Source organism: Bifidobacterium callitrichos DSM 23973 (genome assembly GCF_000741175.1).
Lineage (GTDB): Bacteria > Actinomycetota > Actinomycetes > Actinomycetales > Bifidobacteriaceae > Bifidobacterium > Bifidobacterium callitrichos.
This window is the reverse complement of sequence record NZ_JGYS01000003.1, coordinates 197,807-211,607: the sequence shown is the minus strand read 5'-3', so window position 1 is coordinate 211,607 and position 13,801 is coordinate 197,807. Positions and strand designations below refer to the sequence as shown.

Here is a 13,801-nt window from a genome sequence, read left to right as displayed (position 1 = left end):
GGGAGTTCCTTCCTCCTTGGGTTGTCCAACCTTTCCGGTTGGTGCTCCCATAATGTGCATTGACTGACTAGTCAGTCAACAAGAATCAACGATTCTTGTCATACGATTCCCTTATAGCTTGTTATCAGAGGGTTCAGCCGCTTTGCTCAGACCGGTTAGGGACAGATAGAAATCAAGGGCCTGACGGAGCTGCTGCTTATTCTTCCATCGATCAGACCTTATGACGGCGATGTACATATCGATTAGGGCTCCTGTCTTAATGCTGTCATGGGCGTCGTTGGACTGCCCAAACAAGACTAGTTCAAGTGCTTCCTCCCACTTCATGTGCCCCGCGTTCTCCGCTCGGGCTTTTTCTTCATGCAGCAGTAATCCGGAACGTATTCGCGCATCTTCATAGTGCATGTCAGCAATCGCGGCGAGAATCCGAGCGAAATCGCTTCTGCCGCTACATTGGGACACTTTTGCGCACAGGCGCTCATCGCACCATTGGATAAGCGTATCCCGTAATGCTTCCTTCGTGTGAAAATGGAACAGCACTGTGCCACGCGTCAAACCAAGTCGGTCAGCGACGCCCTGCAATGTGGTCTTCGCATATCCCTGTGTTTCAAATTCGAGAGCCGCGGCTTCGAGCAGGGCTTCGCGCGTTCTACGTCTCCGTTCCGCACTATTCATCGATATCCTCGCATTCATTGACTAATCAGTCAGTATGGGTAAGGATATCTTATCGTGAATAAATCATCTAATGGGCATGCCGATATGTCGATTTAGCATGATTCCGGCGCGGAATACACCGGCTGTGGGACGGCTGATGTTGAGGCTGGCGCCGATGGCGTCTGTGCAGGCTTTGGCGATGGATAGTCCGAGGCCGTGGCCGGGTTGGTTGGCCATGCGGGTTGCGTCTCCTCGATGGAATGGTTGGATGAGGTCGGCCGTGGCTTCGGGGTGGTCCGGCTGTCTTGTGGTGTTGGTGATGCTGATGGTGACGTGCTGCTTGTCGTCGTGGATGGTGCAGGCGATGGTGCCGTGGTCGGTGTTGTGGATGATGGCGTTGCGTATCAGGTTGTCCACGGCGAGCGAGAGGTAGCGCGGGTTCGTCTCGATGAAGGGGCCGTGGTATGCGGCGAGTCCGTCGGCGTCGATGCGCAGGTGACGTGCCTGCGCCTGTTCGCGGTGGGTTTCGAGCGTGTCGCGTACGATGCGGGCAGGGTCCACGGCTTCCGTGCTGGTGTCGGGCACGGTCTGGATGCGGGAGAGTTCGAGCAGGCTGTTGATGAGTTCGCCGCTTTTGCGGTTCGCTTCGATGGCGTGGCGGATGGCTGGTCTGACGTCCTCGGGGAACCGGTCCTGGGCCATGAGCGCTTCGAGGCTGGTGCCGATGGTCGTGATCGGTGTTTTCAGTTCGTGGCTGGCGTTGCGGATGAACGATCGTTGCAGTTCGTTGGATTGCTCGATGCGGTCGAGCATCGTGTTGAGCGCGTCGGCGAGGCTGGCGGTCTCGGCGTCGGGATGATCGAGGCTGATGCGCCCGGCGGGATGGTCGGGGTCGAGTTGGCCGGCCTGGCGGCTGATGGAGTCGAGGTGTGCGGTGAGTTTGCCCGACAGGTTCCAGACGAGGAGCACGGCCAGGAGCGCGGATACGGCGAACACGGCGAGCGATCCGTAGCGCATCCATTGCACGACGCCGTCCCTGACGGTGAGCACCACGCCCTCCGTGCCGCCCTGTCCGGCGTTCGGGGTCGGAATGGTGCCGGTCACGTCGCAGGGGTCCGCGTTGCATGAGTCGGCCGTGCCGGGAACCCCGTCCTGGGGTGTTGCCGGTTCCGTCGTGATGGTGTTCTGATTGCTGCCGGTGGCGATGGTGTCCACCTGATGCTGGAACGCCCAGTCGAGCGAGATGTTCTGCACGAGGATCACGGCGAGGAGCATGCCGAGCAGGAGCAGTCCGACGGTGACGGCGAGGCGGATGCGGAAGCTGGCGGGTTTGCGCGGGTGCGCGGCGTGCCCGGCCGGCTGGTTTGTCGTGTCGGTGTCGGTCATGGTATACGGTATCCCTCTCCGCGCGACGAGGCGATGAGCGAGGGGTCGGGCAGTCTGCGCCGTAGCGAGTAGACGGCGGTCTTGACGAGGTCGGGCTGGTCGTGCGCCTCGGACGGCCACAGGGATTCGAGGAGGGCGCGGGTGTTGATCCACCCGCCGTCGGCGCGCAGCAGTTCCTCCAGGAGCGAGTATTCGCGGGGTGCGAGGTCGAGGGGCCGGCCGTCCGCGTAGGCGAGCCGTCTGACGGTGTCCACCGACAGACGTCCCCGTGAGATTACGGTGGGCGCGTCGTCCGTGTCGCCTCGGCGCAGGAGCGCGCGGATGCGGGCGAGGAGTTCGGGGTAGGCGAACGGTTTGGGCAGGTAGTCGTCGGCCCCGAGGTCGAGGCCGTGCACGCGGTCCTCGATGCTGCCGGCCGCGGTGAGCATGAGCGTGCGCACGGGGATGCGCAGCCTGTCCACGGTGCGCATGACCTCGTCTCCGGAGAGCACGGGCAGGTCGCGGTCGAGGAGCATCACGTCGTATTCTCCCCGTGAGAGCAGGTCCAGCGCCTCGACGCCGGTGCCTGCCAGTCCGGTCGCGTATCCCTCGTGCCTGAGACAGTCGTCCAGCACTGCCGACAGGTCGGCGTCGTCCTCGACGATCAGGATCCTCGCCATTCTTATTGCCTCCGATTCCTCGCATGGTCTCCATGCGATTGCCTTCGTGCTCTCCATTGTGCCCGGTGTGGGTGTGTGTTAGGTGAGCGCGACACGCACCCATCGCACACGGAGAGCCGGCTGTAATGGGCATCGTCCGGCAGCCGCCGGGCCAAAGCATCGCCCCGGCAGCGGCGAACCCATGCAAGGGAGGAACACATGCGAACCACATCCGTATTCAGACTGGCGGCGGCCGCGGCGCTGGCCGCCATGCTGGCCGCGCCATTGTCGGCATGCGGCCAACAGCAGCCGACGCAATCATCCGACGCGCCCTCCGCGACGACGTCGCAGGCCGCGGCGCCGAAGACCGACAGCCAGGGCGGCGACGCGCCGCAGGGATCGAACCCGGCCTCGAAACAGGCCGCCGAACGATACCGCGACTGTCTCACGGCAGCGGGAGTGCCCGCGCAGATCATGGACGGCAACTGGGTCGTGCTCCAATGGACCGGCGACGGCTCCGGCTCGGTGTCCTCGGGGTCCACGGACGGTGACCGGGACAAGGCCATCAAGGAATGCCAGGCCAAGGTGCCCGACTACCACGATCCCGACTTCAACACCAAGTAGACAGACCGGCACCAGCCGATGGAAGGGAAAACCACCATGACCACCAGCACATCATCCATCCTCCGCCAAGAAACGCTGCGCAGGGCCGCCGCGCTGCTGTCCTGCATGGGACTACTCGTCTCGCTGACGGCATGCTCGACGCCCTGGAGCCGGGACACGGCAGACGACGCGCAGACATCCGGCACCAGAATCGCGCCGAGCATGAGCGCCCTGTTCGACCAGTACCTCGCCAAAGACACACTCAGCCAGTTCGAGCGCGACGTGCTCCAACGGGCCAAGAAGACCGGCAAGATCAGCGCCGAGGACTACGAGACCGCGCACGACAAGCAGGCCGCGTGCATGGCCGAGAACGGGTGGCAGGAACAGACCCGCAAACTGTCCAACGGACTCTACCAGACCACCGGTGTGACGCCGGTGCCATCGACCGACGCCGAAGTGAACAAGTACATGGAGGCATCCAACACCTGCTCCGAGGGCACCAGCAAGATCATCGAATCCCTCTACCAGCTCCAGCAGGGCAACCCAGGTCTTCTGGCCGACCCGTACGATACCGCCGTGGAATGCCTGAAGAAAAGCAGCCTCGTCGATGACGCCTACACCGGACGCAAACTCGAAAACGCGTTGAACGGGGACGGAGCGTCCAAGGGACTGCCGTTCGACGCCTCGTCGGACGCCGCCCAGTCATGCTTCACCGGAGCCGGCCTCGCCGTCAACATCGGCTGACGAACAAGCATCCGACGAAAGGAAACGACCACATGAAAACACGAATCCTGACCCCGCTGATCCTGACCGGGCTGGGTATGCTGTCCGCGGGCGTGCTCGTCACCGCGCTCGTCATCCCCACGCCCACACCCGACGGACTGTCCGCGGCCACGAGCCCAGACACCGTCACGGCCAGCCGCCAGCAGTTCGACGACGAACGGACCGTCGAGGCCTCGTTCGAGACCAGCGCGGAACAATCGATCACCTCGCGCGCCGCCGGCACCGTCAGCGAAACCCTGTGCACGCCCGGCCAAGCGGTCGAATCCGGCAAACGACTGCTGTCCGTGGACGGCAAACCCGTCATCGCCCTGCACACCGACACGCCCCTCTACCGCGAGATCGGCACCGGCGACACCGGGCCCGACGTGCTCGCCCTGCAACAGGAACTCGCCCGCCTCGGCTACAACGCCGAAGGCAACGGCACCTACGGGTGGCGCACCAAGGACGGCGTCAACCAGCTGCTCTCGCAGGCCGGCGACCGCAACCCCGACGGCAGGATCGGACCGGCCGACGTGGCATGGCTGCCCCAAGCTGCCGCCATGCCCACCCAATGCACGGCCGGACTGAACGCCAGCCTGACGGACGGTGCCGAAATCATGAAGACCGGCGGCCAGCTGACGGCCATCACCTTCCCCACGCCGGAGAACCTGAGGGAAGGCAAACGCACGTTCACACTCTTCGGCGTCAAGACCAGCCTCGACAAGACCGACGGCAGGATCAGCGACCAGAAATTCCTCGACCAGGTACAGGCCAGCGACGGCTACAAGACCACCCTCGCCGACCAAGGCGGCAAGAAACCCACCGCCACCCTCGCGCTCGAACAACCCATCGACGCGATCAAGGTCCCGCCCTCCGCCATCACCGGCCAGAACGGCACCCGCGCCTGCGTCTCGCCCGACGGCAAACAGGCCATCCCCGTCACCGTCATCGGCTCCGCCCTCGGCGCCACGCTCATCCAACCCGAACAATCCGACGCGACAATCGGCAAAGTCGCCCTCGGCCACAAACTCGACGACATCCAATGCCCCGCCGCAACGCAGCACTGACACAAGGAGGACGCGCATGAGCATCAGCATCCTGCCCCTCGAAACGGTCGCGGACCCCGTGCCGGCACGGCCAATCGACTCCGCGCGGCCCGCGGCCGGCGGAATACCGTCGGTCACGGGAGAACACGTGGGCCACCGGTTCGCGGACGGCCCCTGGCTGTTCCGCGACCTTGACTTCACCCTTACGACCGGCGAAGCCGTCGGCCTGTGCGGGCCGTCCGGCTCCGGCAAATCCACCCTCCTGTCCATCATCGCCGGCTTCGAGCCGCCCGCCGAAGGAACCATCCGACGCAGCCGGGTCAACCGCGTGCGCTGGGTGTTCCAGAACCCCCACGGCATGCCACGGCGCACCGCCATCGACCACGTCGTCCAACCGCTCCTCGGCCAAGGCATCGACCGCACGCAAGCCGAAGACGAAGCCATCGCCATCATGAGCACGTTCCACCTGACCAAAGTCGCCGCACGCGAGTTCCGTGAACTATCCGGAGGCGAAGCCCAACGCCTCATGCTCGCCCGCGCCATCGCCAGCAAACCCGACCTCCTCCTCGTGGACGAACCCACCGCCCAACTCGACCAGCGCACCGCCAACGACATCGACTCCACCCTCACCGGACTCGCGCAAGGCGACGCGATCGTCGTCATCGCCACCCACGACCCCAACACCCGGGCCGCGTGCACCCGCGTCATCGACCTCGCGTGGCACAACCCGAACCCCAACATCGACACCAAGGACGACACACGATGAAACCAACCGCCATCCTGTCCGAAGCATGGCGCAACATCGCCACCGGCACCACACGCGCCCTCGCCTGCGCCGGCATCCTCACCCTCATCGCAGCAGGAACCGCCGTATTCGACCTGACCGCCATCACCTCCCTCCAACACGAATCCCGACAATGGGCCACCAGCGCCGCCGCCATCCACATCATCTCCGGCAGCAAGCAAATCGACCCCACCACATGCGCAAACCTCACCCAAACCACCGGCACCACAGGCGACACCACCACGAACCCCATCCAAGCGGCCGGCGCGCTCAAAAGCAACGGGGAAATCACCCTGACCGCCATGCCCGCGGCCCCACTGGACGCATGGCAGGCCACGCCGGGACTCGCTAACGTGCTCGGCGTCGGAGCAAGAGAGCAAACCCAACCCGGCGTATGGATCTCCAGTCAACTCGCCGCCACCCTCCACGCGCGAGAAGGAGACGACCTGCCCACGACCCAGGGCGTCATGCACATCAGCGCGGTCTTCCCTTGGACCGACGACAGCCGTGACCAACGACTCGCCTACGCGATCATCACCCCAACACCCATCAACGCCGGCCAGCAATGGGACGAATGCTGGGCCACCATCAACCCCGCCAACCCCGACGCCGAAGACTTGCTCAACACCACCGCGACCGCCATACCCGGAGCCGCACCCGCCACCCAAACCAAACAAGCCAACACCATGCTCGGCACCAACCCTGACCTCGACACCCGCTACCGGCAGCGAACCACACGCCTCATGCTCGCCATCACACCCATCGCCGCATTCGCCATCGCCATCATGGCCACACGCGCACGACGCATCGAAATAGCCGACGACCTGCACATGGGAATACCCCGCCAAGGCATCCTCGCCACCAACGCGCTCGAAACCCTCGCATGGACCCTGCCGGCAATCCTCGCCGCCACCGCCATCACCTACACCACGGCCCGCTGGACCAGCGGACACGCCAACGCGATCACCCTGACAGCCATCCAACTCCCCGCACTCACCACAGCCCTCATCACCGCGCAAATCGGAGCCGTCATTGCCATCACCGCCATACACGACAACCAACTCTTCGCCTTCTTCAAAAACAGACAGTGAGCATGAGGAAAAGGTTCCGGTTCAGACTGCCATACGTCTTGATTAGAGGGCGAGCATGTTTTCCAATGACAAGCCCGCCCTCTATGCATTGCCCCTTTGTCGGGACGCTTGAAGTTTATCAGTTGTGGGTCACTTCCTGAGTGGGGGAATCCGCCATCTTGCAAATCCCGGGTTATGCTGTAGTAAAACCCTTTACTAAAGTTTGCGAGGAGGATGTCATGGCCACGCTCAAGGAAGTCGCGGAACGGGCCGGGGTGTCGCAGAGCACGGTGTCGCGCTTGCTGAACGACCCGTCGTTCTCCATCAAGGAGGAGACGCGCCGGCGGGTGCTGCGCGTATGCGAGGAGATGGGATACCGCAACGTGTTCCGTCCCGCGATCGCGGTGTTGGATGCCCCTCCGTCCGGGGAGGAATTGCAGGACGCATACTTCTCGGATCTGCGGAAGGTCCTTGTGGAGTGTGCAAAGTCGATGGAATTGGACCAGCCCACGTTCATCCGGTCCATACACGAGTTGACGGAACGTGCGGCGGAGTTTGATGGGTTCATCACCGTGGGCGCCACGGTGTTTCCCGAAGCGGACCTGCGCGCCCTGCATGCGGTGCTCCCGCATGGCGTGTGCATCGATACGAATCCGGCGCCGCACCTGTTCGACTCCGTACGGCCCGATCTGTCGCAGACGATGCTGGACGCCCTGGACGCGATGATCGCGGTGGGCCGCAGGCGCATCGCGTTTCTCGGCGGAGTGGGCAGCATCATGGGCATGCATGACTATCCCGAGGACATCCGTGAACTGTCGTTCCGCCAGTGGGCCGCGCACTTGGGATTGGGAACGGACGGATTGGTGTATTCGTCCGGCACGTTCACCGTGGAGAACGGCTACCGTCTCGCGGAGCAATTGGTGGCTGACCATCGTGAGGCCGGCAGCATGCCCGATGGCCTGATCGTGGCCGCCGACGTGCTCGCGGTGGGGGCGTTGCAGGCGTTGAATGCGCTGCGTGTGGCGGTTCCCGACGAGTTGGCTGTGGTGAGTGTGAACAACCAGTCGATCGCCCGGTACACGTCTCCGTCGCTGAGTTCGTATGCGATCGATCAAAGGGAGTTGGCCCGTATGGCGTTCTCCACCTTGATTGATGGGTTGAAGCATGAGCGGCGGGTGCGGCGTCACATCCTGCTGACGACCGAGCTGGTGCCGCGCGCAAGCTTCGTTCCTCGGGCGTAAGACGTCGTCTCGAAGACGGGCGGCACCGGTGTCGATTTTGCTGGAAGGAGTTTACTTCAGCTGGCGGCCGGCGCACCAGACGTGTTGGGCGGTCCAGTCGGTGGGGTCGAGGAGGTTGAGGTCGGCGGCGTATCCGGGGGCGATCAGGCCGAGCGGCGTGCCGGTGACGGGGTTGGCCCTGTCGAATCCGAAAGCGCGGGCCGGGGTGAGGGTGGCGGCCTCGACGGCGGCGACCGGGCTGAAGCCGAGTTCGTTGACCGCGCGCTGAACCGCGACCTCCAACGTCAAGGTGGAGCCGGCGATCGCGCCGTTGGACACGAGTCGGGCGTGGCCGTCGATGACGTTCACATCAAGTTTGCCGAGCTTGTACGCGCCGTCGGGGCAGTCGGTGGCGGCCATGGCGTCGGTGACGAACGCGATGCGGTGGGGCGCGAGGCCGAAGCCGAGCTTGACCATCGGGTTCTGCACGTGGAAGCCGTCGTTGATGAGCTCGATGGTGACGCGCGGGTCCTCGACGGCGGCCGGGATGGGACCGGGTTCGCGATGGTGCAGGCCGTTCATCGCGTTGAACATGTGGGTCATGATGCCGGCGCCCGCGTTGAAGCCGGCCTGGGCGGTCTCGTAGTCGGCGTCGCAGTGACCGACCGCGGGCACCACGCCGGCGGCCGCGAACTGGCGGATGGCGCCGATGCCGTGCTCAAGCTCGGGGGCGATGGTGATTTGGCGGATGCAGCCGAGACGCCCGACGGCGGGGTCGGCGCCCGAGGCGTCAAGCATGCGGTCCACGAGTTCGGGCACCGGGTCCTTGAGGCAGTTCGGGTCGTGCGCGCCCTTGCGCTTCAGGGCGAGGAACGGGCCTTCGAGGTGGCAGCCGAGGATGTCAGGGCGGGTGGCCATCTTCTCGTGCACGGTGCGGATGTTACGGCAGATCACGTCCATCGGGTTGGTGATGAGCGAGAGCACCTGGCGGGCGGTGCCGTGGACCGCGTGGCCGGTGCGAGCCACGTCGATGCCGTCGGGGCCGTCGTCGAAGCTCTTCTCCCAGGCGCCGTGGGCGTGGATGTCCACGTAGCCGGGGGTCAGGATGCGGCCGGCCGCGTCGATGACCGCGTCGTTGGAGTCAGCTGGAACGGCCGGGTCGATGCCGACCGTGCGGCAGGCGTGCTCGAACGCCTCCTCGCCGGTACCGTCCGCGGCGGCGAAGCCCGTGGCCACAATCACGCCACGTGCGTCCGAGACCACCCAATAGCCCGATTGTTCGCCGCAGGCGTCTACCTTGCGTGCCCCGCGGATCGCGACCGGCTTGGCCTCGTCTTCCAACGCCGCCGTCACGCGGGCGACGATCTCATCTCTGTCCTGCGTCATGATTTCCTTCCTGCATATGGGTTCGGGCTCCCTCTTGGCGAAGCAAGAAGGAGCCCGAATCGTTCGTCTGCCGATCAGATGCCCTGCCAGGCCGGCTTGTGGGCGAAGGCGTAGCGGTAGTAGTCCTTGTGACGCAGACGGCTCGCGGCCTCCTCGTCGATGATGATCGTGGCGTGCGGATGCAGCTGCAGCGCGGAGGCCGGGCAGAACGCGGACACGCCGCCCTCGACGGTCTCCTCGATGGCCTCGGCCTTGCCCGCGCCGAACGCGAGCAGCACGAGGTGACGGGCCTTCAACACCGTGCCGATGCCCTGCGTGATGCAGTGGGTCGGCACCTGGTTGATGTCGTTGTCGAAGAAGCGCGCGTTGTCGATGCGGGTCTGCTCGGCCAGGGTCTTCACGCGCGTGCCGGACGCCAGCGAGGAGCCGGGCTCGTTGAAGCCGATATGGCCGTCGGTGCCGATGCCGAGGATCTGCACATCGATGCCGCCCGCGGCCTCAATCGCCGCGTCATATGCGGGACCGGCGGCGGCGATCTTGTCGCCATCCTCAAGAGGTGCACCGTTGAGCACGTCGCCGGGCACGTGAACCTTCTCCGGGTCGAGGCCGAGCGGCTCGACGACCGTGCGGTGGATGGTGGAGTGGTAGGACTCCGGGTGGGTCAGCGGCAGGCCCAGGTACTCGTCCAGCGCGAAGCCGCGCACCTTGGAGACGTCGATGTGCTCCTCGTGCACGATCTTGGCGAGGGCGCGGTAGGCGGCCAGCGGGCTGGAGCCGGTGGCCAGGCCCAGCACCGCGTCCGGCTTGGCCTTGATGAGGTCCGCCACGCAGCGGCCGTAGATCTCGCCGGCCTCCTCCTCGTTCCTGACGATAATCACTTCAGCCATGATTGATTGCCTCTTTTCCTGTGGAGTGTGTTTGGGAAATGTATATATACGTGTACGGGCGGCGGCATGGTGGTGCATGCCGCCGCCCGTTGCCGGTCAGATGAGTTCGAGGTCCACGTCGAGGGTGAGCGGCCTGCCGGCGGACAGCTGGTAGGCCGTGTGGACGGGGGCTCCCCAGGAGTCGTCTCCGCCGACTCCCATCTGGGCCGCGAGCAGACGCAGGTAGTTGTGGCGCGGCTCGGGCAGGTCCTCATGTCGGCGCGCGGCTTCGATCATGTAGGTGTTCCAGGGCAGCAGGCTGGCCGTGAAGTGACGGTCGCCGCGTTGGGTGACGCGCAATCCGTGGCCTTGGATGTCGGTGGCTTCGAGCCAGCGGACGTCCTCGTGGCTGCCGGTTTCCTGCACCATGAGATACGGTGCCATGCTCGTCTTCGCGGTGGCGTTCCAGATGCCGAGCTTGCCGCCCTGCTTGCGGTCGCGGTAGGTCTCCTCGGGGCCGGGGCCGTAGTAGCGCAGACGCTCGTATTCGCCGGGCAGTTCCCATTCGACGCCGAACGCGGGCAGGCTGGCCGCACCGGTGGCTCCGCCGGGGTATTCGACGGTCAGTCGCATGCGCATGTCGGCGGTGATGCGGTAGGAGACCGTCACGGGCGTGTGGTCCGGGTCGGCGAGCTCGTACCGGTATTTGGCGGTGAGCCCTCCGTCGTCGGATTGCGCGATGCTCGTATCGGTCACGACGGCGTAGCGACCGGCCGCGAACCATGCGGCGCGGTCGAATCCGGAACGGTTGCCCCGGTCGTTGTCGGTCAGCGGGCGGAAGGTGACGAGTTCGGGGCGTCGGATGACCATTTCCCGGCCGTCCCGCTTCCAGGAGACGATGCCTCCCTGGGTGCGCGACAGGAGGATTTCCTCGTCGTCGCGGCGAATGCCCGCGTTCCATCGGCCGAGCGTGACCGTCGCGCGGCCGTCGTCGTCATGATCGGTCTCGGTGATGTCCCGTTCGGGGTTGAGTGTGCCGGTGAGCTGGCCGAACGCGAGCTCGTAGCCGGCCGGCGCCCATGCGGTGGCTTCCGCAGTCAGGAGATCGACCTCGTAGGTGACCTCGCGCGTATTCCCGTCCGTGTCGATGTCGGGGAAGGCGATGTCGTGGCGCTGGGTGTCTCCGGCGTCCACGTCGAACCGGTAGTCGGCGTGCCAGATCTCATGCCCGTCTTCGAGGAGCCGTGCGGCGAACACGTAGCCGTCGGTGCCGGCGAACAGGTTGCGGTTCTCGATGGTCACGCCGTGTCCGTCGGGGGTGAGCTTGACCGGCGAGTACAGCTGCTTGACCTCCTGCGCCTTGGGGCTAGGCGTGCGGTCGGCGAACACGATGCCGTTGCCCACGAATTCGTAGTCGGTCGGCCGGTCGGCCCAGTCGCCGCCGACGCTGAGGCGTTCGCGCCCGTCGGGCAGGCGCTGGACGAGTCCCTGGTCGATGTAGTCCCAGATGAACCCGCCGGAGTAGCGCTCGTACTGTTCGAGGTCGATGAACTCGCTCAGACCGCCGCACGAGTTGCCCATGGCGTGCATGTACTCGCAGCTGACGAACGGCTTGTTCGCCTCGCCCCGTTCGTCGCCATGTTCGAGCCAGTCGCGGATTTCGTCGGGCTTGGCGTACATGCGGCTTTCGAAGTCGCTGATCCCGTCGTAGGCGTGGTTCCAGTTGACGCCTTCGTAGTGGACGGGGCGGGACGGGTCGAGCCGGTGCGCGTGCGCGCTCATGGCCTTGAGGACTTCGCCCGCGTAGGATTCGTTGCCCAGCGACCAGACGAGCACGCTGGGATGGTTGCGGTCGCGCAGGATCATGCTGTCCAGCCGGTCGATGCACGCGCCCAGCCAGGCCTCGTCGTCGCCGGGGACGGAGGTGCCCACGGGAATGTCGCCGGGGCTGTTCCAGCTGCCGTGGGTCTCCAGGTTTGTCTCGTCGATCAGGTAGATGCCGTATTCGTCGCACAGCTCGTACCAGCGTGACTGGTTCGGGTAGTGCGAGGTGCGCACCGCGTTGATGTTGTGGCGCTTCATGAAGCGGATGTCCCACAGCATGTCCTCTTCGGTGACGGCACGGCCGCGCCGGCAGTCGAACTCGTGGCGGTTGACGCCGCGGAACACGAGACGCTTGCCGTTGAGCTTGAGGATGCCATCCTCGATGGCCACATGCCGGAAGCCGATGCGAGTGCGCGCGGTCTCCAGGACCTTGCCGTCCGCGTCGAGCAGGGTGACGGACAGCTCGTACAGGTCGGGGCGTTCGGCGCTCCAGGGGGCCGCGTCGTCGATCTCGGCCTCGGCGTGCAGCGTCCCGTCCGCTTCCGTGGCGGTGCGCCAGACGATGGCGCCGTTCTTGTCCCGCAGTGCGAGATCGGCCGTCGCGGCGTTCGCGGCGCCGTCGATCAGCACGTCCAGCGAAAGCGATCCGATCGACGTGGCGGGCTCCCAATCGGCCTCGGCGTGGATGTCGGAGACGTGGGCGGCGGGCCTCGCATTGAGCTCGACGGAGCGGAACAGGCCGTGCAGCCGCCAGAAGTCCTGGTCCTCCAGCCAGCTCGCACTCGAATACTCGTAGCAGGCGACCGCCAGCACGTTGCCGTCCTTCCTGATGACGTCCGTCACGTCGAACTCGCTGGGCGTGAAGGAGTCCTCGGCGTATCCGACGAACGCGCCGTTGAGCCACACGTAGATGGCGGTGGCCGCGCCCTGGAAGGTGAGCGTCACCGTACGGCCCTCGCGGATGGCCTGGGCGACCGCGCCCTCCGCGGAGAACTCGCGTCGGTAGACCGCCACATGGCCATGCTCGGGGATGGCCGGGGCCTTCGGGTCCTCGTGGCCGTCCCACGGGTACTGCACGTTCACGTACTGCGGGGCGAGCAGCCCCGCGGTCTCCAGATGCGAGGGCACCTGCACCCGGGAGAACGACGAGTCGTCGAAGCCCGGCGCGGCGAACAACGGCGACACGTCGCTGATCCAATCCGGCCCGTCGCTCGTCCCGTCGGGGAAGCTGTTCGCCGGCGCCGTCTCGACGCGGACCCGCCATTCGCCGTCGAGGCTCTGCGTGAGATCCGTGCCCTCGCCGCCGGAGGGGGCGTGCGACCAGCATGCATGGTCGGAATGGGCGTCGAGCCGGTGGACCGCGTACACGCGCGGGTCGGCGAGCCATGCCGTCGTCGGCATGGACGGGGAGACGATCGGATCGCCGTTCTTCCGCTGATCGTCGGTTGTGTTCATGATGTCCTCGCTTTCGCATCGGATTGCGTCGCGTCGTTGCCGCCGCAGTGCGGGAGCCTCCGAATGTGACTCCTTGCACAATGATGATAAAGATATTTACTAATTTACGC

12 protein-coding genes are annotated in these 13,801 nt (G+C 65.4%); 6 read left to right on the top strand and 6 right to left on the bottom strand.

Annotation, left to right across the window (positions count from 1 at the left end; translation table 11 throughout):
- Positions 1-111: 111 nt before the first annotated feature.
- The 3 genes from BCAL_RS12105 to BCAL_RS02750 form a co-directional block, all read right to left on the bottom strand.
- On the bottom strand, positions 112-672 hold the full coding sequence (locus BCAL_RS12105; protein ID WP_052119037.1) for a TetR/AcrR family transcriptional regulator: 561 nt from the start codon (positions 670-672) through the stop codon (positions 112-114).
- A 63-nt stretch (positions 673-735) separates the two neighbouring features.
- Positions 736-2,037, bottom strand: a complete 1,302-nt coding sequence (locus BCAL_RS02755) for a sensor histidine kinase (RefSeq protein ID WP_043164823.1) — start codon at positions 2,035-2,037, stop codon at positions 736-738.
- Entirely contained in the window at positions 2,034-2,696 is a 663-nt protein-coding gene (locus BCAL_RS02750; protein ID WP_043164825.1) for a response regulator transcription factor, read from the bottom strand. The genes BCAL_RS02755 and BCAL_RS02750 overlap by 4 nt, the downstream gene beginning before the upstream one ends.
- A 198-nt stretch (positions 2,697-2,894) precedes the next feature.
- Here BCAL_RS02750 and BCAL_RS02745 point away from each other — a divergent pair, with 198 nt between their 5' ends.
- The 6 genes from BCAL_RS02745 to BCAL_RS02720 all read left to right on the top strand — a co-directional run bounded on the left by BCAL_RS02745 (position 2,895) and on the right by BCAL_RS02720 (position 8,181).
- Positions 2,895-3,299, top strand: coding sequence for a hypothetical protein (locus BCAL_RS02745; protein WP_043164827.1), 405 nt, complete (start codon positions 2,895-2,897; stop codon positions 3,297-3,299).
- A gap of 36 nt (positions 3,300-3,335) precedes the next feature.
- Positions 3,336-4,022, top strand: a complete 687-nt coding sequence (locus BCAL_RS02740; protein ID WP_043164829.1) for a hypothetical protein — start codon at positions 3,336-3,338, stop codon at positions 4,020-4,022.
- Between the two features lie 32 nt (positions 4,023-4,054).
- The gene (locus BCAL_RS02735) at positions 4,055-5,107 is read left to right on the top strand and encodes a peptidoglycan-binding protein (RefSeq protein ID WP_043164830.1); all 1,053 of its coding nucleotides are present in this window, start codon (positions 4,055-4,057) and stop codon (positions 5,105-5,107) included.
- Between the two features lie 16 nt (positions 5,108-5,123).
- The gene (locus BCAL_RS02730) at positions 5,124-5,852 is read left to right on the top strand and encodes an ATP-binding cassette domain-containing protein (protein ID WP_043164832.1); all 729 of its coding nucleotides are present in this window, start codon (positions 5,124-5,126) and stop codon (positions 5,850-5,852) included.
- Positions 5,849-6,961, top strand: a complete 1,113-nt coding sequence (locus tag BCAL_RS02725) for a hypothetical protein (protein WP_043164834.1) — start codon at positions 5,849-5,851, stop codon at positions 6,959-6,961. Before BCAL_RS02730 ends, BCAL_RS02725 begins: the two co-directional genes overlap by 4 nt.
- 218 nt (positions 6,962-7,179) lie before the next feature.
- Positions 7,180-8,181: a LacI family DNA-binding transcriptional regulator gene (locus BCAL_RS02720; RefSeq protein WP_043164836.1), complete on the top strand. Its 1,002-nt coding sequence runs from the start codon at positions 7,180-7,182 to the stop codon at positions 8,179-8,181.
- A gap of 51 nt (positions 8,182-8,232) precedes the next feature.
- On the opposite strand, the gene BCAL_RS02715 is transcribed toward BCAL_RS02720, so the two are convergent.
- From BCAL_RS02715 to lacZ, 3 genes are all read right to left on the bottom strand, one after another.
- The gene (locus tag BCAL_RS02715; RefSeq protein ID WP_043164839.1) at positions 8,233-9,546 is read right to left on the bottom strand and encodes an N-acetylglucosamine-6-phosphate deacetylase; all 1,314 of its coding nucleotides are present in this window, start codon (positions 9,544-9,546) and stop codon (positions 8,233-8,235) included.
- A 74-nt stretch (positions 9,547-9,620) separates the two neighbouring features.
- Complete coding sequence (nagB, locus tag BCAL_RS02710) at positions 9,621-10,433, bottom strand: glucosamine-6-phosphate deaminase (RefSeq protein WP_043164840.1); 813 nt, start codon at positions 10,431-10,433, stop codon at positions 9,621-9,623.
- Positions 10,434-10,529: 96 nt separating this feature from the next.
- Complete coding sequence (gene lacZ / locus BCAL_RS02705) at positions 10,530-13,691, bottom strand: beta-galactosidase, LacZ type (RefSeq protein ID WP_043164843.1); 3,162 nt, start codon at positions 13,689-13,691, stop codon at positions 10,530-10,532.
- Positions 13,692-13,801: the final 110 nt, after the last annotated feature.